Source organism: Agromyces selenitireducens (assembly GCF_052748465.2).
On sequence record NZ_CM188259.1, the window covers coordinates 621,229 to 641,412 of the forward strand.

Here is a 20,184-nt window from a genome sequence, read left to right on the forward strand (position 1 = left end):
ACGATGACGGATGCGCCGGTCGACCTCTCCGCACCGTACGCCGACACCGCCGGCCGGGCCGTGCTGGAGACCATCCGCGCCTACGGCGTGACGACGATCTTCGGAATCCCGGGCACGCACAACCTCGAGCTGTACCGTCCGCTCGCCGACCTCGGCATCCGCGCGGTGACCAACCGGCACGAGCAGGGCGCCGGCTACGGCGCCGACGGCTGGGCGCAGCAGACCGGGCTGCCGGGCGTCGTCATCACGACGTCGGGGCCGGGACTGCAGAATGCGATGAGTGCGATCGGCACCGCCTTCTGCGAATCGCGGCCGCTCATCGTGCTCTCCCCGGGCGTCGCGCTCGGCGAGGAGTTCCGCGACGTCGGGACGCTGCATGAGACGAAGGACGCCTCGGCCATGGTCGGGGCGATCGCCGAGTGGTCGCGCAGGGTGACGACGGCCGCCGAGGCCGTCGACGCGGTCCACGACGCGTTCGAGCTGTTCCGCACCGGACGGCCGCGTCCCGTGCATATCGAGATCCCCCTCGACGTCCTGGAGTCGCCGGCCGAGGTGCCGGCGGACGCACGGATGGCTCGTCCGGCGCCGCCGTCAGACCGCGGCGACGCGGGCCTGGTCCACCAGGCTGCCGAACTGCTCGCCTCCGCGTCGTCGCCGGTCGTCATCGCGGGTGGTGGCGCGACGCGCGCGACCGCCGAGGTCACCGCGCTCGCCGAACGGCTCGGTGCGCCGGTCCTGACCACGCTCAACGGCAAGGGAACCGTCGATGAGCGCCATCCGCTCGCGCTGGGCTCGAACCTGCGGCTCGCGGCGGCTCGCACGGTCGCCGAGGCGGCCGACGTGCTCCTCGTGCTCGGCTCGAAGCTCGGTGAAGCCGAGCTCTGGGCGCCGTCGCTGCAAGCTGGTGGCCGCGTCATCCGGGTCGACCGCTCGCCGGCGCAGCTGGATAAGAACCTCGAGGCGACCGTCGGGATCGTGGGCGACAGCGCTGCCGTGACCGCCGAGCTGCTGGCCACGCTGCCCGCCCCGGGCCGACCGTCGCCCGACCTCTCCACGGCCCGCCACGCGATCGCCGACGAGATCCGTTCGACGGCACCCGACACCGTCGCGCTCGCCGAGCAGATCGCGGAGGCCCTGCCTGACGACGTCATCGTCGCCGGCGACTCGTCGCAGATCATCTACCTGGCGCTGGCGAACATGCTCGAATGCTCGCGCCCGCATTCGCTGCTCTACACGCCGACGTACGCGACGCTCGGATACGGCCTCCCGGCCGCGATCGGCGCGCGCGTCGCGCAGGTTGATCGACCCGTGGTGGCCGTGCTCGGCGACGGCGCGCTGATGTTCGCGGTCAACGAGCTCGTCACCGCGGTCGAGCAGCGGCTCGACCTGACCATCGTCTGCGTCGACAACGGCGGGTATGCCGAGATCCGGCAGAACGAGGTCGACCGCGGCATCCAGCCCATCGGAGTCGACCTGGTGCAGCCCGACTGGGCGGCGCTCGCGGATGCTTTCGGTGCCACGGGTCGAACCGTTGCCGACCGCGCAGAGCTCGGCAGCGCCATCCGTTCGGCGATCGCGGATGGGGGAGTGCAACTGGTGCACTTCCGCGAGTAGGCGCCGCGGCGGCACGCTCCGCGCCGACCGGTCCAGCCCTCGCTACCGCCAGCCCAGCGCAGGCGCGACGTGCGTCAGGATCGACTCGAGCACGTGCGCGTTGTAGTCGACGCCCAACTGGTTCGGCACGGTGAGCAGCAGGGTGTCGGCGGCGGCGATCGCCTCGTCTTCGCGCAACTGCTCGATGAGCACATCGGGTTCCGCGGCGTAGCTGCGGCCGAAGACGGCGCGGAAGTCGTCGATCACACCGAACTGGTCCGACCGGTCGCCACCGCCGATGAAGTACCGTCGGTCGAGGTCGTTCACGATGGCGAAGATCGACCGGCTCACCGAGACCCGCGGCTCCCGCTCGTGCCCTGCCTCGGCCCAGGCCGCGCGGAACGCCTCGATCTGCTTGCGCTGCTGCACGTGGAAGGGCTCGCCCGACTCATCCTCCTTGAGCGTCGAACTCATCAGGTTCATGCCCTGCTCGGCCGCCCACACGGCGGTCGAGTCGGAGCCGGCGCCCCACCAGATGCGGTCGCGCAGGCCGGGCGACTGCGGCTGGATGCCGAGCGGCCCTGGGTGCGGGTTCGGGAACATCGGGCGCGGGTTCGGCTCGGCGAACCGCGCCCCGTCGATGACCTTCAGGAAGACCGTCGCGTTGTTCCGGGCGACGTCGGCCATGGTGGAGCCCTCGGGCGCCTCGTAGCCGAAGTAGCGGTAGCCCTCGATGACCTGCTCGGGCGACCCGCGCGAGATGCCCAGCTGCAGGCGGCCGCCCGCGATGAGGTCGGCGGCGCCGGCGTCCTCGGCCATGTACAGCGGGTTCTCGTAGCGCATGTCGATCACGCCCGTGCCGAGCTCGATGCGACTGGTCTTCGCGCCGGCCGCCGCGAGGAGGGGGAACGGGCTGGCGAGCTGGTTCGCGTAGTGGTGCACCCGGAAGTAGGCGCCGTCGGCACCGACCTCCTCGGCCGCGACCGCGAGGTCGATCGACTGCAGCAGCACGTCGGACGCCGATCGCGTCTGCGAGCCGGGCGAGTTCGACCAGTGGCCGAACGAGAGGAAACCGATGCGCTTCATACAGGGCTCCAACGCCTGGCGCGGCGGGGCATTCCGGGGGCGGTGCCGCGCGCGGCCCGCGGCCTGACGGCACTGACGACGACGAGCTCGGGTGGCGCCGCCTGAACCCGCTATGCGCGAGGGCGCGCGGACCAGGCAACTGGAAGACCGCGGAGCGTCAATCATCTGGACGATTCGCGGTCGATCGCAGGCGCTTAGCGTTGCGGCATGGAATCGCGGATCGCCCGGTCGGAGTTGCGACGGTTCATCGGTAGCACGGAGGACTCGATCACGCCCAAGGGCGTCGCCGCGCTGTACGGACGAGCCGAGATGCTCGCACGGCTGCCGCTGCGGGTACAGCGCTGGATCGTCTCGAAGGCCCGCGGTCCGGAGTACATGGGGTTCGTCGTGGAGCCGTACTGCACTTTCCTGGCGTACGAGATCGGCGACGAGGCCGCCGCGAACCGGATGCTGCCGTCGGGCTATCGCCTCGTCGCGACCTCGATGTTCGAGGGCGACGCTCCGCGCACCTGTGCGATCCTCGGCGCGTTCAACGTCCACGCCTCGGTCTTCTGGGGCGCTCGCGTCGAGCTGTACCTGATCGCGGAGAACCTGCGAACCGGGATGCTGACCTGGGTGATCTGCGACTACGAATCCAACACCATCAACTACGACCCCGGTCAGGGCTTCTCCGCCTCGACCACGGACCGGGCGCTCGTCACGACCTCGCACGCCGGCGAAGTGATCGTCGACGTCCGAAGCCGGGAACGTCCGAACGACCTGGCGCTCAGAGTTCGCCTGGCGGACGGCGCCATGCGGCCCCTCGACCAGCGGTTGTGGGTCGAGGGCAACCTGTCCGTCGACTACGGCGGACGGCTCGCCCACGCGGGGTCGGAGCCGTTCGGCCTGGTGTTCGACCCCGGCGAGATGAGCCAGGCGCTGCACCTGCCGCTGGACTCGGTCGTCATCGAGCGGAACACGTTCGGCACGGAGTTCCTGGCCGAGTCGCCCTTCTCGGCGGCGTGCTTCCCCTTCGCGCAGCACTTCCTCACGACGAGCTACCCACGGTCGACCCCGATCCAGGACCAGCGGTCCTTGGAGGACATGGTCCGGGCCCATGCGGGTCAGGCGCGCTGACGAGTTCCGATCCTGAGCTCACTGCGTGGCGTGCTCACCGGCTTCCGGTCGATGCGAGGTACTGCGCACCCGATAGCGCAGGTGAAGCACCCGGTCGCCCTGGATCACCACGTCGGGATCCTCCAACAGGTGCTGCGCGTGGACCGACCCGAAGTAGCGCTTGCCTGACCCGAACACGACGGGGACGACGTCCATCCGCACCTCGTCGACCAGGCCCGCGGCCAGCACCTGCCCACCGACGTCGCCGGCGGCGACCTCGACGATGCGGTCACCCGCGAGCTCCTGCGCCGTGGCCACGGCTGCCTCGACGCCGTCGACGAAGTGGAACGGCGCCTCGGGGTCCCAGCCCTCGGGCTGCGGCCGGTGCGTCACGACGACCACGTGGTCGATCCCGCTCGGAGGCGTCCCGTCCCAGCCGTCCGTGAGGTCGAAGACGTGGCGGCCGGCGATCGTCACGCCGATCTGGTCCCAGTACGGGCGGACGTAGTCGAACGACGCCTGCGACACCGTCAACACGCCGCTCTCGTCCAACGGGACGTCACCGCTGGTCAACCAGTCGAACAGCGGTCCGGGCTCGTCGTGCTCGTCCGCGATGAAGCCGTCCACCGACACCGAGGCGTACATGACCACCTTGCCCATGTGGCGCTCCTCTGCCTTGAGATGGCCCCAAACTAGCGCGTCGGGAGCTGTCGCTCTCGTAGGGAACCCCGCGAGAGCACGCGTCACGGCGTCCGTGGAACCCGACCGAATCGAACCGCGATAGTGGGGTGTGCGCCCGAGCCGATGAGCAGGCTGGATGCCGAAAGGAGGGCCGCCGTGATCGCAGCGTTGAACCGACTCGTCGACTTCGTCGAGGAGCACCTCACCGAGGAGCTCGACCTCGCCGATCTGGCAGGCGACGTCGGCACGACGGAGTACCACCTGCGCCGGATGTTCTCGTCGCTCGCGGGCATGCCGCTGTCCGAGTACATCCGACGACGGCGCATGACGGTCGCGGCATCCGAGGTGCTCACGGGTGGCGATCTGCTGGGCATCGCGGTGCGCTTCGGATACGGCTCGACCGAAGCCTTCAACCGCGCGTTCCGCGCGGTGCACGGCGTCTCGCCCGGCGACGTGCGCCGAGACGGTGGCCCCCTTCGCACTCAACCACACCTCAGGTTCCGCCTGACCGTTGAAGGGAACACCACCATGGACACTCGCATCGCCGATCGACCGGCCTTCCTGCTCGTCGGCCACACCGCACGCGTGCCGCTCATTCACCACGGACCCAACCCGCACATCCGGGCGCACCTCGCGTCGCTGCCGGAGGCGGAGCACCTGCGCCTGAAGCAGTTGAGCAACACCGAGCCGGCGGGACTGCTGCAGGTGAGCGCTGATGTCGATCCGGACTACACCGAGGGGAGTGAGCTGACGTACCTGCACGGTGTCGCCGTCGCCGCAGGAACGTCGGTACCCGGCGACCTCGACGCGATCGAGGTCCCAGCCGGCGCGTGGGCGGTCTTCCGCACGTCAGGGGCGTACCCGGCCGAACTGCAGGCCACGTGGGCGGCGACCGCCTCCGACTGGTTCCCGTCCAACCCCTGGCGGTTGCGGCCCGGCCCGTCGATGGTGGCCGTGCTCGAACGCGCCGCCGACTTCAGCAGCGCGACCACCGAGCTGTGGTTGCCGGTCGAGCGCGCCTGAGGTGAATCGCGTCGACCTGCCTCGGCCGGACTGGCGATGCGCGGGCGACGATCCGTCGAAAGGACCTTCGACTCCACGGCGGTGCGTGCCCGCGCTCCATGCTCGATGAATGCAGGTTGGCGGAGGCTCGCTGCCCGAGTCGAGGAGGCACTGGTCCGTGCGGCCCCCGGGGACCGCTCGGCGGATCATGATCGCCGGCCTGCGCGCGGGGCGACGGATCGCCCCGATGACCGGTCTGCTCGAGATGGACGTGACCACCGCGCGGGCGCTGCTCGCGGCGCCCGGTCGGGAGCCGCTCTCGATGACGGCCTATCTCGTGGCGTGCCTGGCACGAGCCGTCCGGCGGAACCCGGAGGTGCACGGCTATCGCGATTGGCGCGGGCGGATCGTCGTGCACGAGTTCGTGGATGTCACGGTGCTCGTCGAGGTGCCGACGTCGCAGCGGCCGATCGCATTCCCTCGGGTACTGAGAGATGCGCAGTCCCGCTCGGTTGCGGACCTCAGCGCCGAGCTGAGAGCCGCGAAGCGGGAGCCCTTCGCCGGACCCCCGGGCCGGATGCTGCGACGGTGGGGTCCGATCTTCGCGGCGATACCCGGAGCGACGAGCCTGATGTACCTGGTCATGGCCCGCTCGGTGCGCGTCCGGCAGCGGATCGGCACGGTGTCGGTGACGAGCGTCGGCATGTTCGGCGGCGGAGGGGGGCTTGCGATTTCGCCGCCGACGGTGATGTCGCTCGAGATGATCGTCGGGGGAATCAGCCGCCGGCCGAGGGTCGTGGGAGATGCGATCGAGCCCCGCGAGGTCGTCGACATCTCGGTGGTCCTCGATCACGTGGTCGTCGACGGCGGACCCGCCGCGCGATTCGTCCGGGACCTCCGCGAACTGGTCGAATCGGCCGAGCTCCTGCTGTCCGAGGCGACGGAGGCAGGGAAGGCGCGAAGCTCATGAGTGGCATCCCGGACCAGCTCTGGCGACTCGGCGCGACCGAGATCGCGGCGGCGATCCGCGTGCGCGAGGTCACGGTCCTCGAGGTGGTCGACGCCCATCTCGAGCGGATCGCCGACGTCAACGATGCGGTCCGGGCCGTCGTGCTCGTCTTGGGCGAGGAAGCGCGGCGGTCGGCTCGAAACGCGGATGACGCCGTCGGGGAGGGGGCGCGAATCGGGCCGTTGCACGGGGTGCCGTTCACGGTGAAGGAGAACATCGACCTCGCCGGCTCGCCGACGACGCAGGGCGTTCCCGCGATGCAGCAGGCGATGCCGCGCGACGATGCCCCGCACGTGGCGAGGTTGCGTCGCGCAGGCGCCATTCCGATCGGGCGGACGAACTGCCCCGACCTCGGGATCGGCTGGCACACGGTCAGCACCCTCTACGGGCCGACGTTCAATCCGTGGAACCCAGAGGTGACGCCGGGTGGCTCGAGCGGCGGCGAGGCCGCCGCGATCGCCACCGGCATGAGCCCGCTCGGCGTCGGCGGCGATCTCAGCGGGTCGCTCAGGTGGCCGGCCGCGTGCTGCGGGATCGCCGCGCTGAAGCCGACCCTCGGTCGCATTCCGCGGGCGCAGATGCAGGAGCCCGGAGACCTGCCCCTGAGCCTGCAGCTCATGCTCGCCGAAGGCCCGCTCGCGAGGTCGGTCGCCGACCTGCGCACCGCGCTCAGTGTGATGGCGGGCGAGGACTGGCGCGACCCATGGACGGTGCCCGCGCCGCTGAACGGCTCGGAACCGGTTCGTCCGGGCCGGGTCGCGCTCGTCCCGGATCCCTCTCCGGGCGCCACAGTGCCAGAGTTGCAGGACCGAGTGCGAGCCGTCGGCGCCGCCCTGGCGGATCTCGGCTACGCCGTGGAGGAGGACGAGCCCCCGGGGGTCGAGCGTGCCGCGGAGGTATGGCTCGACATCCTCAAGTCCGACATGTCCACGGCCATGGAGACGATGACGCCCCCGTGGGGGCCGGAGCAGGCGACCTTCGTGACACGGCTGTTCGAACTCGCCGACCCCTCGTTGCCGGCACGGACGATGGGCGCCTACGTCGAGCGCCTGAAGCTGCTGCGCGCGTGGGGCGAATTCCTCGATGGCGGTCGCGTCATCGTCGCCCCGGTCTTCGGCGGGCCGCCCTTCCTGGCTCGCGACAGCCTGCGGGACGTTCCGGGGACCTTCGCGAGTATGTCGATCACGACCGCGTGCAACGTGCTCGGCCTGCCCGCGGTCGCGGTCCCCGTCGGGCTCGCGAACGGGCTGCCCCTCTCGGTCCAGGTGATCGGCGGCCGATTCCGGGAGGATACGTGCCTCGCGGTGGCGTCCGCGATCGAATCCCGATTCCCGCCCCTCGCTCCGATCGAGCCCGTTCGTGCTCGGCTGGGTGCGACGGCCGGCCCGGTCGGCTCGAGATGACTCGGTTCAGCGTCGTTCGGCGGAGGCGGCCGTGGCGACGGGCTCGCGCGCCCCGACGGGCTCCGCCGTCGGGAACATCCGGGTGAGGAGGAGGTAGACGGCGCCGCTCACGATGAAGCCGAGGATCCAGGCGATGTCGACGAAGCCGAGGGGCTCGGCCAGCGGGCCGGTGTACATCGGGGTCACCATGAAGGGGATCTGGACGAGGATGCCGACCGCGTAGGTGGAGAGACCGACCGCGTTCCAGCGGCCGTAGCGACCGCCGTCGCGCTGGAAGAGCTCGGCCACCGCGTAGTCGCCCTTGCGCACGATGAAGTAGTCGGCCAGGTTGATCGCCGACCACGGGATGAGCACGTAGAGCAGGATCGTGACGAAGTTCTGGAACATCGTGACGAAGTCGCTCTCGCCGGCGAGGGCCCCCATCGTGGCGATCGCGCCGCACACGAGCGTGGTGATGACGCGCGTCCGGGTGGTGACGATGATCTTGGCGAAGGTCGAGTTCACGGTCGTCAGTGCGCACATGACGCCCGAGTACAGTTCCGCCGCGTTGATCATGGCGGCGCTGAAGGCGAAGATCAGCAGCCCCATCGTTCCGAAGACGCCGAGGAGTGCGCCCATCGCGCCGAGCGGGTTGGCGGGGTCGGCGGCGCCGAGGAGCACGCCGAGGATCATGACGAAGACGGAGCTCAGCACCAGGCCGAGGTACGTCGCCCAGAACGCCTGCTTGGGTCCCGTGTCCTTCGGCAGGTACCGGGAGTAGTCCGACACGTACGGGGCGTAGGCGAGCTGCCACACGACGCCGATCGCGAGCATCCCGAAGAATCCGGAGATCGTGAAGCCGGCCTCCGGGTTCGCCTGCGTGACGCTGGGCTGGAACCACAGCATGACCATGGCGACGACCACGACGACGGCGATGATGACCGACAGGAAGGCCATCGCCTTCCGGAGGAGGTCGTAGCCGTAGACGGCGATCGCGATGCCGACGACCGCGAACACGATGATGACGGCCGCGGGCGGCAGGTCGGGGAAGACCGCGAGCAGCGAGTCCTTCGCGACGACGAGGATGCTGGCGAAGAAGCCGAGGAACATCAGCAGGGCGACGAAGGCGAGGAGGCTGCCGCCGTAGAAGCCGAACTGGGCGCGGGCCTGCAGCATCTGCGGAACGCCGAGGTGGGGCCCCTGGGAGGCGTGCAGCGCCGCACCGAATGCGCCGATGAGGTTGCCCGTGAGGATCGCCACGATGCTCCAGCCGATCGAGAGGCCGAAGGCGCCGGTCGCGATCGCGCCGGTGACGACGGTGAGCGGCAGCATGTTGATGCCGACCCAGATCGCGAAGAGCGAGCGGACGGTGCCGGTCCGCTCGTTCTCCGGGATCGGCATGATGTGCCGGGTCTCGAACTGGACGAGGGATTGCGTGGTCGGTGGCGCGCTGGTCATGACTGCCCCTTCTCTCGGCGACGTTGCCGGGGATCTGTCGGGTTCGGGCGTGCGGTGGGGATTCGAGCCGGCCCGAACGTCCGGCTCCCGCTGGTGTTCCGTCCATGGTGCGCCCATCCGGTCCATCATGGAACTTCAGAAAGTCGAGCCAGTGCATCAATTGTTCAGATGCTCACGGCTCGTCGCGGCATCCGTCGTGGCATCCGCCGCGGTGATCGGAAGATGCCGTCTGCATCTTGCGAATTGATCCAGTGGTACGCGCACCGATATTGGCGGAGTCATCGGAGGTGAGGTGTACTCGTCTCATCCGATGGCTCGCGCCAACCCGCGAGACCTGACACCGCAGTTACGGAGAGCATCGTGAACACGACGACCGTCGCCATCGAACGGCGCACCCACCCCATGGATCCGCTCAGCGCCGAGGAGATCACGGCGGTCCGGGACCACCTCGTCGAGGAGGGTCGGCTCGGCGAGACGGTGCGCGTGGCCTACCTCTCGCTGAAGGAGCCGGCGAAGGCTCTCCTGCGGGAGGGTTCCGACGTGCCGCGCGAGGCGCGCGCCATCCTCCTCGACACCGCCACCGGGGCGACCACCGACCTGGTCGTCTCGCTCACCGAGGGGCGCATCGTGGCCGAGGCCGCCGTGGATCCCGCACTCGTCGGCCAGGCGCCCGTGCTGCTCGAGGAGTTCGCCTCGATCGAGTCCATCCTGGCGGCGGACGAAGGATGGCGCGCAGCGCTCGCCGCACGCGGCCTCACGCCCGACCAGGTGCGCGTCGCACCGCTGTCGGCGGGCCTCTTCGACTACGAGGGTGAGGAGGGCAGGCGCCTGCTGCGCGGCCTGGCCTTCGTGCAGCGCGAGCCCGGGGAGTACGCGTGGGGCCACCCCGTCGACCAGCTCGTCGCGTTCGTCGACATGATCGAGCGACGCGTCGTGCGCATCCTCGACGACGGCCCCTCCGACGACCCGCTCGCCAACGGGAACTTCGAGGCACCGGAACTGACCGGGCCGCTGCGCACCGACCTCAAGCCGTTGCACATCACGCAGCCCGACGGGCCGAGCTTCACGCTCGACGGCAACGTGCTGCGCTGGCAGAAGTGGGACCTCCACGTCGGGTTCGACGCGCGCGAGGGTCTCGTCCTCAGCCAGATCGGGTTCGCGGATGGCGGGCGCCGGCGATCCATCATCGACCGCGCCTCGATCGCCGAGATGGTCGTCCCGTACGGCGACCCGGCGCCGTACCGCTCCTGGCAGAACTACTTCGACACGGGCGAGTACCTCGTCGGGCGGGACGCGAACTCGCTCGAGCTCGGCTGCGACTGCCTCGGTGAGATCACCTACCTCTCGCCCGTCGTCGCCGACGACTTCGGCAACCCGCGCGAGATCACCCAGGGCATCTGCATCCACGAGGAGGACTTCGGCCTCCTCTGGAAGCACACCGACGAGTGGGCGAACCATACGTCCACGCGTCGTCAGCGTCGACTCGTGGTGAGCTTCTTCACCACCGTCGGCAACTACGACTACGGCTTCTACTGGTACTTCTACCTCGACGGCACCATCCAGTTCGAGGCGAAGGCCACGGGCATCGTGTTCACGGCGCGGTACCCCGGCACGGACTACCCGTACGCGTCCCAGATCGCACCCGGGCTGGGGGCGCCGTTCCACCAGCACCTCTTCTGCGCCCGCCTCGACATGGCGGTGGACGGCGACCGCAACGCGGTGCACGAACTCGACCTGCAGCGCGTGCCGAAGGGCGAGGGCAACCCGCACGGGAACGCCTTCACGCGCTCGCGGCGCGTGCTCGGCACCGAGACGGAAGCGCGACGACGAGCCGACGGCTCGCTCGGCCGCGTCTGGGACATCGTCAACACCGAGCGGACGAACGTCGTGGGGGAGCCGGTCGCCTACACGCTCATCCCGCAGGGGCTGCCCACGCTCGCCGCAGCGGATGACTCGTCGATCAGCCGCCGAGCGGCATTCGCGACCGAGCACCTGTGGGTCACGCGCTTCGCCGAGGACGAGCGCTTCCCCGCCGGCGACTTCGTGAACCAGAGCGTCGGCTCGCCCGGACTGCCCGAGTACATCCGGAAGGACCGGTCGATCGACGGCGAGGACATCGTGCTGTGGCACAGCTTCGGCCTCACGCACTTCCCGCGTGTCGAGGACTGGCCGATCATGCCGGTCGACTACACCGGCTTCACCCTCAAGCCCAACGGGTTCTTCGACCGGAATCCGGCGCTCGACGTGCCGCCCTCGCCGTCCGCGCACGCCGCCTGCCACACCGTAGGCGACGACGCCGGATGTCACTGCTGAGGCGGCGCTCCAGGAGTCGCCGAACCGCCGAAGAGCTCGCGAGCGAGGGTGCCGATCACCCTCGCTCGCGCGGTCGGGCGCACGTCGGCCACGCGCACGAAGCACACGTCGAGCGGGGCGATCTCCCCCGCGATCGGGATGGCGGTGAGCTCGCCGCCGTCGTAGGTGCGCGGTGACTGGGGGATGTTGTTCAGGATCGAGAAGCCCTCGCCGCGCGCGACGAGCGACCGGACCGTCTCGTAGCTGCGCGAGCTGTAGCGGATCTGCGGCTCGACGCCTGCGGCGTGCAGCATGCCGAGGAAGTACTCCCGCGAATGCGGGATGTCGAGGAGCACGAGGTCCTGCCCGTCGAGTTCGGCGAGCTTGATGCGCTTGCGCCGCGCGAGCGGGTGATCGAGCGGCAGGATGACATGGGGTTCCGCCGTGTAGAGGTGGTCGAACGCGAGGTCGTGCATGCGGCCGAAGTCGTACGCGATCGCGGCCTCGACCGTGCCGTTCAACAGCAGCTCGACCGTGCCGTCCACGTCGGCCTCGATGATCTCGATGCGCAGGCGCGGGTGCTCCTCCTTGAGACGCGAGATGAGCCTCGGCAGCACGAACGGCGCGAGCGTGACGAAGCACGCCAGTCGCAGCGTGCCTCGCACGTCGTAGTGGCGGCCGCGGACGGTGTCGGTCATCTCATCGACCTGGGCCAGAAGTGAGCGAGCGTCGCGGAGCAACTGCTCACCGGCGTCGGTCAGCGCGAGGCCCTTGCTCCGCTGGCGCACGAACAGTTGCACTCCCAGGCCGCGCTCGAGCTGGGCGATGGCCGTCGAGACGGCCGACTGCGCCACGTGCAGGTCGAGCGATGCTTCGGTCATCGAGCGCCGGGTCGCGGCCGTGACGAAGTAGCGCAGTTGCACGAGCGTCATGTCGGGACGGGTGAGGCGTGCCATGACCCGACTGTATCAACTCAACTGATGCAGTGCGCCGCCAATCTCATCTATACAGATTCCAATGCGATTCCTAGCCTGAAATCACCGACGCAGACGTCGGCGGAGCAAGGAGGGTCAGGATGTCGAGCGAAGAGACCGAAGTCCTCGTGATCGGCGCCGGTCAGGCCGGCATCGCGATGAGCGAGCACCTGAGCGAGCGCGGCATCGCGCACATCGTCGTGGAGCGCGAGCGCATCGCCGAACGGTGGCGCACCGGCCGGTGGGACTCGCTCGTCGCGAACGGGCCCGCGTGGCACGACCGGTTCCCGGGACTCGAGTTCGACGTCCACCCGGACGCGTTCGCCCCCAAGGAGACCGTCGCCCGGTACTTCGAGGCGTACGCCGAGAAGATCGCGGCCCCCATCCGCACCGGCGTCGAGGTGACCGCCGTGCGCCGTCGTTCCAGCGGCCCGGGCTTCACGGCCGAGACGTCCGCCGGCACCATTCACGCTCGCTATGTCGTCGCGGCCACGGGGCCGTTCCAGCGTCCCGTCATTCCCGCCGTGGTGCCCGCCGAGGCCGGCATCCATCAGCTGCACTCGAGCGGATACCGCAACCCGCAGCAGCTGCCGGACGGGGCCGTCCTCGTGGTCGGCGCCGGCTCATCGGGCGTGCAGATCGCCGACGAGCTCCGGCGCGCCGGCCGGAAGGTGTACCTCGCCGTGGGCCCGCACGACCGCCCGCCGCGCAGCTATCGCGGCCGGGACTTCTGCTGGTGGCTCGGGGTGCTGGGCAAGTGGGAGATGGCCGCACCGCCCGCAGGTGCCGAGCACGTCACCATCGCCGTGAGCGGCGCCCGTGGCGGCCACACCGTCGACTTCCGTCGGCTCGCCGCCGAGGGCATCACCCTCCTCGGGCGCGCGGGCGCGTTCGAGCGCGGCACGATGCGGTTCGCCCCCGACCTGGCCGCCAACATCGCGCGCGGCGACGCCAACTACCTGGACCTGCTCGACGAGGCCGACGCGTACGTCGCTCGCAACGGCATCGACCTGCCCGCGGAACCCGAGGCACGCGTCATCGGCCCCGACCCCGAGTGCCTCACCGACCCGATCCTCGAACTCGACCTCGCCGCGAGCGGCATCACGACCGTCCTCTGGGCGACCGGCTTCGCCGTCGACTACTCCTGGATGGAGTTCGACGCCTTCGACGATCGCGGACGTCCGCGACATCACCGGGGCGTCTCGGTCGAGCCTGGCGTGTACTTCCTCGGGCTGCCGTGGCAGTCGAGGCGCGGATCGAGCTTCATCTGGGGCGTCTGGCACGATGCCCGCTACCTCGCCGACCAGATCATGATCCAGCGCGGCTACCACGCCTACCTCCCCGAGGCTGCGACGGCGGCCGGGGCCTCCACCCCGTCCGACAGCGGTCTCGACCACGTGGCCGCGCTCGCAGCATCCGGAGCACTCTGATGACGACCCACACGCGCATCCGTCCCTTCAACACCCGCGACACCTACCCCGAGCAGAGCCTCGCCAACGACCTGTGCCAGGCCGTCGTCGCGAACGGCGTGGTCTACCTGCGCGGGCAGATCGGGCAGGACCTCGACACCCGCGAATCCGTCGGCATCGGCGACGTCGAGGCCCAGACCGAGAAGGCGATGGCGAACATCGCGATGCTGCTCGAGGAGGCCGGCTCGTCGCTCGACGACATCGTCAAGGTCGTCGTCTACCTCATCGACCCGCGCTATCGCGAAACGGTGTACCGGGTCATGGGCCGGTGGCTCGAGGGCGTGTTCCCCGTCTCGACCGGGCTCGTCGTGAGCGCGCTCGCCCGCCCCGAGTGGCTCGTCGAGATCGACGCGACCGCCGTCATCAGCACTCCTGCGACGGAGGGCGCACGATGACGTTCTCACTCGTCGCCCGCGACGCCTCCGGTGCGCTCGGCTCCGCGATCTGCTCGTCGTCGCCGGCCGTCGCGGCCCGCTGCGTCACGCTCGCCGACGGCATCGGGGCGGTCAACTCGCAGAACATCACCGACCCGCGGCTGGGTCCGTCGGTCGTCGATCGCCTCCGGTCCGGAATGTCGACCCGCGACGCGCTCGACGCCGTCGTCTCGGCGACCCCGCACACCGAGTTCCGGCAGCTGCTCGTCGTCGACGCAGGCGGCGGTGCGGCCGTCCACTCGGGCGGACGCGCGCTCGGCATCTTCGGTCACGCGACCGGCGACGGAGTTGCCGCGGGCGGCAACCTGCTCGCCGCCGCCGACATCCCCCAGCGCATGGTCGACGCGTTCCACGCCGCGACGGGCGAGCTCGAGCACCGCCTGCTCGCGGCGATGCGGGCGGCGATGGATGCCGGCGGCGAAGCCGGCCCCGTCCACTCGGCGGGGCTCGCGGTCGTGCGCGACGCCGGATGGCGCGTGACCGACCTGCGCGTCGACTGGACCGACGGCGACCCCGTCGCCGAGCTCGGCGCGCTGCTCGAGCTCTGGGTGCCGCAGCGCGACGCCTACGTCACGCGAGCGCTCGACCCAGCCGCCGCACCGTCGTACGGAGTGCCCGGCGATGAGTAGCGAACTGGGAACCCTCAAGGGCGCGGCCGACCGGACGGTGGCCGCGGCATCCGCTGGGCTCATCGCCCTCTCGGAGACGCTGCACGCGCACCCCGAGACGGCCTGGGAGGAACACCGCGCCGCGGGCTGGGTCGGCGACTCCCTGGCGCGCGCGGGCTTCCGCGTGACGCCCGACTACCTCGGCTTCGAGACGGCGCTGCTCGCCGAAGCGGGGTCCGGCCCCGTGACGATCGGCATCATGGCCGAGTACGACGCACTGCCCGGGCTCGGCCACGCGTGCGGGCACAACCTCATCGCGGCGAGCGCCGTCGGGGCCGGTCTCGCGCTCGCGCAGCTGGCCGACGACCTCGGCATCACCGTGCGCGTCTACGGCACGCCGGCCGAAGAGGGCGGCGGCGGCAAGATCGAACTCATCGAGGCCGGCGCGTTCGGCGACCTCGACCTCGCCATGATGGTCCACCCCGCGCCGGTCGACGTCGCCGAGGCGCGGCCCTTCGCCGTCTCCCACAGCCACATCGCCTACGACGGGGTCTCGGCCCACGCCGCCGCCTACCCCGACCAGGGAGTCAACGCGAACGACGCGTTCGTCATCGCCCAGGTCGCGATCGGGATGCTGCGCCAGCAGCTTCCGTCGGACACGCGCGTGCACGGCATCCAGACCGTCGGCGGGTTCGCGCCCAACGCGATCCCCGAGCGCACGGAAGGCCGTTGGTACGCGCGCGCGAACTCGCTCGATGAGCTCGCCGTGCTCGAGGAGCGCGTGCGCCGGTGCTTCGAAGCCGGGGCGGTCGCGACGGGCGCGAGCCTGACGGTGACCCCGGAGTCGAAGCCGTACGCGGAGTTCCGCACCGACGAGCGCGCGCTCGCCGCGTACACGCGCAACGCCCTCGAGCGGGGGCGGGTCTTCGCGGATCCGTCCGTCGCAGGCCGCATGAACCGCGCCTCGACCGACATGGGGAACGTGTCGCAGATCGTGCCGGCGATCCATCCCTACATCGGCGTCGACTCGCTGCCCCACACCAACCACCAGAAGGAGTTCGCCGCGGCCTGCGTCGGCGGCGCCGCCGAACGGGCGCTGCTCGACGCCGCCGTGCTCATGGCCTGGACCGCCGTCGACATCGTGTCGGCCAACTCGACCCCTGCGGAGGACGCATCATGACCACCATCGACTGGACCGCCCGCAGCCGCGATCTCGCCATCGACGGACGCGCCTTCATCGGCGGTCGCCGCGTCGACGCGGCCGAGGGCCGCACCATTCCGGCGATCAGTCCCGGCTCGCTCGCCCACCTCGCCGACCTCTCGGCGGGCACCGAGCGCGACGTCGACCTGGCGGTCGGCCACGCCCGGCAGGCCTTCGACGACGGCGCGTGGAGCCGTATCGGCGCCGCCGACCGCGGGCGCGTCCTCATCCGGCTCGCCGACCTCATCCACGCGAACCTCGACGAGCTCGCGCTGCTCGAGAGCCTCGACTCCGGCAAGCCGATCGCCCAGACGCTCACGGTCGACGTGCCGGGAGCCGCCGAGACCTTCCGCTGGTACGGGGAACTCGCCGACAAGCGGTACGACGAGATCCCGGCGACGCCCCCGGGCTCGACGGCACTCGTGCGTCGCGTGCCCCTCGGCGTGGTCGGCGCGATCGTGCCCTGGAACTACCCGCTCGAGATCGCCGCGTGGAAGCTCGCCCCCGCACTCGCGGCCGGCAACAGCGTCGTGCTCAAGCCCGCGACCGAGACGTCGCTGACCGCACTCCGCCTCGCCGACCTCGCGCTCGAGGCCGGCGTTCCGGCAGGCGTGCTCAACGTCGTCCCCGGACGCGGCTCGACCGTCGGCGGCCGGATCGCGCGGCATCCGGGCATCGACGTGCTCGCCTTCACGGGATCGACCGCGGTCGCGAAGCAGCTCATGATCGACGCCGGCTCGTCGAACATGAAGCGCGTCGCCCTCGAGGCCGGCGGGAAGAGCTCCAACCTGGTCTTCGCGGACGCCGACTTGCAGGCCGCCGCCGAGAAGGCCGCCTTCGGTGCCTTCTACAACCAGGGCCAGGTGTGCTCGGCCAACTCCCGCATCCTCGTCGAACGCGCGGTGCACGACGAGTTCGTGGCCTTGCTCGCTTCGGCCTCCCACGCGTACGAGCCGAGCGACCCGCTCGCAGGAGCACCCGGCAACGGCAGCCTCATCAGTCGCGCGCACGCAGATGCCGTCGGGACCGCGATCGACCGTGCCGCGCGGGACGGCCGGCTCGTCAGCGGCGGCGACCGCGTCACGATCACCGGATCCGACGCCTACCTGCGGCCCGCGATCGTGACCGGGCTCGGTGCCGAGCACGAACTCCACCATGTCGAGGTGTTCGGTCCGCTCGTCGTCGTGCTGCCCTTCGACGCCGAAGGCGAGGCGATCGAGCTCGCCAACGCGACCGACTACGGTCTCGCGGCGTCGCTCTGGACCTCCGACCTCGGGCGCGCGCACCGCGTGTCGGAGCGGCTGGTCGCTGGAACCGTCTCGGTCAATACGGTCGATGCGCTGGGGCTCACCACGCCGTTCGGCGGCTTCCGCCAATCGGGCTTCGGACGCGACCTCTCGCGCCACGCGCTCGACAACTACACCGACTGGAAGACGACGTGGTTCCAGCACGGGTGAGGTTCGCCAGTGACTTCCTACGCTGACCGCCGTCGGGCAGGGTGACGACCATGACCGAGGTGCTGCACCCTGCCGCGATCGGCCTCACGGCCATCGCTGCGTTGCTGCACACCGGATGGCGACGGCGCGCTGCCCTCCCGGGCCTGCTCGCGGTGCTGCTGATGCTCGGCGCGATGGTGGACGTCGTCTTCCTCCACCGGATCGGCACCGTGCTCTGGTTGGCGGTACTGCTCGCTGGGGCGATCGGGTTGTCGGCGGTCCACGCATGGCGGCGTCGACGAGCCGGAGAGGACGCCGCGGAGTTGCACGTGGGGGCGACCCATGACGCCCTTGGCCTGGTCGTCATGGCGGCGTTGCTCCCGATGATGTCCGGAGGCCTCGGAGAGGCGGGAGCCGACGCGCACGCCGGACACGGCGCTGGCGTGAGCGGACTTTCCGCCCTCGTAGTGGCGGCCGCCCTGTCGCACACGGTGGTCTCCGCGGTCGCCTCCGTCCGAGGCGTCAGGGCGAGCGAGCGACTCATGCATCTGCTCATGGGCGGAGCGACGCTCCTCATGGCAGGGCATGCGCTCGGTCAGCTGTCCTGATTCGAGCGTCGTCGGGACCGGTGGCCGGACTACTCGAGCAGCTTGCCCGCGACCGACACCTCGCGGTCCATGAGCGCCGCGATCTCCTCGGGGATGGGCGGGATGGCCTCGCGGGTGACGCCGGCGGCGGGCGACCAGACGAGGTTGACCTGCAGCGCGGCATCCGTTTCGGGGAAGTCGGAGCGGTTGTGGCATCCGCGGGTCTCGCGCCGTTCGAGTGCGGCCTCGAGGGTCGCGCGCGCGGCGAGGGCAGCCGACTTGAGGTCGAACGCGTGGGCGAGGTCCTGGTAGCCGGCGAGGTCGGGGTGCACGCCGATGCCGGCCATGCGGGCCTCGATCGCGTCGAGCTCGGCGAGGCCGGCGCGGAGGCCCTGCTCGTCGCGCACGACGCCGGCGTGCTCGGTCATGGTGTTGCGGATGGCGCGCTGGAGGGCGCGCACGTTCTCCGCGCCATCCGCTGCGAGCAGGTCGTCGATCTCGGCCCGGGCCGCCTGGACCGCCGCCGCCGATCGCCGCTGCGCGGCGAGCCCCCGCGAGTAGTCGGCCGCAGCCTGCCCGACGATGCGCCCGAACACGAGCAGCTCGATGAGCGAGTTGCCGCCGAGTCGGTTGGCGCCGTGCAGTCCCGAGGAGGCCTCGCCGATCGCGTAGAGGCCGGGCACATCGGTGCCGTGGTCGTCGGGGCGCACCCAGACCCCGCCCATCGAGTAGTGCGCGGTGGGCGCGATCTCGATCGGCTCCGTCGTGATGTCGCGCATCTGCAGCTCGAGCATGGTCTGGTAGACGCGGGGGAGGCGGGTCATGATCGTCTCGCGAGGCAGGTGCGAGACATCCAGCCAGACACCGCCATTGGGGGTGCCGCGGCCCTCCTTGATCTCGGTGTACGCCGCGAGGGCGACGCGGTCGCGCGTCGACAGCTCCATCCGCTCCGGGTCGTACTTCGACATGAAGCGCTCGCCGAGGGCGTTGGTGAGGATGCCGCCCTCGCCGCGGGCCGCCTCGCTGATGAGGGTGCCGGCCGCGTTCTCGGGCTCGAGGATGCCCGACGGGTGGAACTGCACGAGCTCGGGGTCGCGCACCCGGCCGCCGGCCCCGACGGCGAGGCGCCACGAGTCGCCCGTGTTCTCGTCGCGACGCGACGACGTGCGGCGCCAGATGCGGTTATGACCGCCGGCGGCGAGGATCACCGCGTCGGCGTGGATCAGGTAGCGCGTGCCGTCCTCGAGGTCGAAACCGTAGGCGCCGAAGACCGCCCCGTCGTCGTTCACGAGGATGCGCGTGACGTAGACCGTGTCGAGGATCGGCACGCCGAGCTGCGCGGCCCGGTTCACGAGCGTGCGCTGGATCTCGAGGCCCGTGTAGTCGCCCGCGAACGCCGTGCGGCGGTAGGTGTGCGCGCCGAAGAAGCGCTGCGAGATGCGGCCGTCCTCCTCGCGGGCGAACGGCATGCCGTAGCGCTCGAGGTCCTGGATGCCGCGTGCCGCGCCCTTGGTCACGGTCTCGACGGTGCGCGGGTCGGCGAGGAGGTAACTCTCCTTCAGGGTGTCGGCGGCGTGCTGCTGCCAGCTGTCGTCGGCGTCCATCGTCGAGAGGGCGGCGTTGATACCGCCTGCCGCGAGCGAGGTGTGCGCGTCGGACTTCGCGCGCTTGCCCAGCGCGAGCACGTCGACGCCCGCCTCGGCGAGCTCGATGGCGGCGCGCAGGCCGGACCCGCCCGTGCCGATCACGAGGACGGTCGTGGAGATCTGCCGCTCGGAAGCGGCCCTGCCTGAAGCACTCATGGGATCCACGGTAGGTTCGGCGATCGGATGCGTCCAATGCATCTTGTGCTTGATGTCGATGCATCTAGGCTATCG

The 20,184-nt window shown here is 70.7% G+C and carries 17 protein-coding genes; 12 read left to right on the top strand and 5 right to left on the bottom strand.

Annotation, left to right across the window (positions count from 1 at the left end; translation table 11 throughout):
• Positions 1-3 precede the first annotated feature (3 nt).
• Positions 4-1,614 carry a thiamine pyrophosphate-binding protein gene (locus ACULK4_RS02905; protein ID WP_445965195.1) on the top strand — a complete coding sequence of 537 codons (1,611 nt, stop codon included), beginning with the start codon at positions 4-6 and terminating at the stop codon, positions 1,612-1,614.
• A gap of 42 nt (positions 1,615-1,656) precedes the next feature.
• On the opposite strand, the gene ACULK4_RS02910 is transcribed toward ACULK4_RS02905, so the two are convergent.
• On the bottom strand, positions 1,657-2,679 hold the full coding sequence (locus ACULK4_RS02910) for an LLM class flavin-dependent oxidoreductase (RefSeq protein WP_445964956.1): 1,023 nt from the start codon (positions 2,677-2,679) through the stop codon (positions 1,657-1,659).
• 207 nt (positions 2,680-2,886) lie between these two features.
• Between ACULK4_RS02910 and ACULK4_RS02915 the strand changes: the two genes are divergently transcribed.
• Positions 2,887-3,795, top strand: a complete 909-nt coding sequence (locus tag ACULK4_RS02915; protein ID WP_445964957.1) for a hypothetical protein — start codon at positions 2,887-2,889, stop codon at positions 3,793-3,795.
• Between the two features lie 18 nt (positions 3,796-3,813).
• On the opposite strand, the gene ACULK4_RS02920 is transcribed toward ACULK4_RS02915, so the two are convergent.
• Complete coding sequence (locus ACULK4_RS02920) at positions 3,814-4,434, bottom strand: dihydrofolate reductase family protein (protein WP_445964958.1); 621 nt, start codon at positions 4,432-4,434, stop codon at positions 3,814-3,816.
• A gap of 177 nt (positions 4,435-4,611) precedes the next feature.
• Here ACULK4_RS02920 and ACULK4_RS02925 point away from each other — a divergent pair, with 177 nt between their 5' ends.
• The 3 genes from ACULK4_RS02925 to ACULK4_RS02935 all read left to right on the top strand — a co-directional run bounded on the left by ACULK4_RS02925 (position 4,612) and on the right by ACULK4_RS02935 (position 7,869).
• On the top strand, positions 4,612-5,478 hold the full coding sequence (locus ACULK4_RS02925) for an AraC family transcriptional regulator (protein WP_445964959.1): 867 nt from the start codon (positions 4,612-4,614) through the stop codon (positions 5,476-5,478).
• Positions 5,479-5,704: 226 nt separating this feature from the next.
• Positions 5,705-6,427, top strand: coding sequence for a 2-oxo acid dehydrogenase subunit E2 (locus ACULK4_RS02930; RefSeq protein ID WP_501043353.1), 723 nt, complete (start codon positions 5,705-5,707; stop codon positions 6,425-6,427).
• On the top strand, positions 6,424-7,869 hold the full coding sequence (locus ACULK4_RS02935) for an amidase (RefSeq protein ID WP_445964961.1): 1,446 nt from the start codon (positions 6,424-6,426) through the stop codon (positions 7,867-7,869). The genes ACULK4_RS02930 and ACULK4_RS02935 overlap by 4 nt, the downstream gene beginning before the upstream one ends.
• Before the next feature lie 6 nt (positions 7,870-7,875).
• Here the strand turns inward: ACULK4_RS02935 and ACULK4_RS02940 are convergent, their stop codons facing one another.
• The gene (locus tag ACULK4_RS02940) at positions 7,876-9,306 is read right to left on the bottom strand and encodes a purine-cytosine permease family protein (RefSeq protein ID WP_445964962.1); all 1,431 of its coding nucleotides are present in this window, start codon (positions 9,304-9,306) and stop codon (positions 7,876-7,878) included.
• A gap of 402 nt (positions 9,307-9,708) precedes the next feature.
• On the opposite strand from ACULK4_RS02940, the gene ACULK4_RS02945 reads away from it, so the two are divergent.
• Positions 9,709-11,619 carry a primary-amine oxidase gene (locus ACULK4_RS02945; RefSeq protein WP_501043394.1) on the top strand — a complete coding sequence of 637 codons (1,911 nt, stop codon included), beginning with the start codon at positions 9,709-9,711 and terminating at the stop codon, positions 11,617-11,619.
• On the opposite strand, the gene ACULK4_RS02950 is transcribed toward ACULK4_RS02945, so the two are convergent.
• Entirely contained in the window at positions 11,610-12,554 is a 945-nt protein-coding gene (locus tag ACULK4_RS02950) for a LysR substrate-binding domain-containing protein (protein WP_445964964.1), read from the bottom strand. The genes ACULK4_RS02945 and ACULK4_RS02950 overlap by 10 nt on opposite strands.
• Before the next feature lie 119 nt (positions 12,555-12,673).
• Here ACULK4_RS02950 and ACULK4_RS02955 point away from each other — a divergent pair, with 119 nt between their 5' ends.
• Genes ACULK4_RS02955 through ACULK4_RS02980 form a run of 6 tightly spaced genes read left to right on the top strand, consistent with a single transcriptional unit; the run spans position 12,674 to position 18,328 of the window.
• Complete coding sequence (locus ACULK4_RS02955) at positions 12,674-14,002, top strand: flavin-containing monooxygenase (RefSeq protein WP_445964965.1); 1,329 nt, start codon at positions 12,674-12,676, stop codon at positions 14,000-14,002.
• Positions 14,002-14,436, top strand: coding sequence for a RidA family protein (locus ACULK4_RS02960; RefSeq protein ID WP_445964966.1), 435 nt, complete (start codon positions 14,002-14,004; stop codon positions 14,434-14,436). The genes ACULK4_RS02955 and ACULK4_RS02960 overlap by 1 nt, the downstream gene beginning before the upstream one ends.
• A complete protein-coding gene (locus ACULK4_RS02965; RefSeq protein ID WP_445964967.1) occupies positions 14,433-15,104 on the top strand; it encodes a DUF1028 domain-containing protein in 672 nt (223 codons plus the stop codon). The genes ACULK4_RS02960 and ACULK4_RS02965 overlap by 4 nt, the downstream gene beginning before the upstream one ends.
• Positions 15,097-16,263 carry a M20 family metallopeptidase gene (locus tag ACULK4_RS02970; RefSeq protein WP_445964968.1) on the top strand — a complete coding sequence of 389 codons (1,167 nt, stop codon included), beginning with the start codon at positions 15,097-15,099 and terminating at the stop codon, positions 16,261-16,263. Before ACULK4_RS02965 ends, ACULK4_RS02970 begins: the two co-directional genes overlap by 8 nt.
• Positions 16,260-17,741, top strand: a complete 1,482-nt coding sequence (locus tag ACULK4_RS02975) for an aldehyde dehydrogenase family protein (RefSeq protein WP_445964969.1) — start codon at positions 16,260-16,262, stop codon at positions 17,739-17,741. The genes ACULK4_RS02970 and ACULK4_RS02975 overlap by 4 nt, the downstream gene beginning before the upstream one ends.
• Before the next feature lie 50 nt (positions 17,742-17,791).
• On the top strand, positions 17,792-18,328 hold the full coding sequence (locus ACULK4_RS02980; RefSeq protein WP_445964970.1) for a hypothetical protein: 537 nt from the start codon (positions 17,792-17,794) through the stop codon (positions 18,326-18,328).
• A gap of 29 nt (positions 18,329-18,357) precedes the next feature.
• On the opposite strand, the gene ACULK4_RS02985 is transcribed toward ACULK4_RS02980, so the two are convergent.
• Positions 18,358-20,109 (bottom strand): L-aspartate oxidase, encoded by a 1,752-nt coding sequence (locus ACULK4_RS02985; protein ID WP_445964971.1) that lies wholly within the window; start codon positions 20,107-20,109, stop codon positions 18,358-18,360.
• Positions 20,110-20,184: the final 75 nt, after the last annotated feature.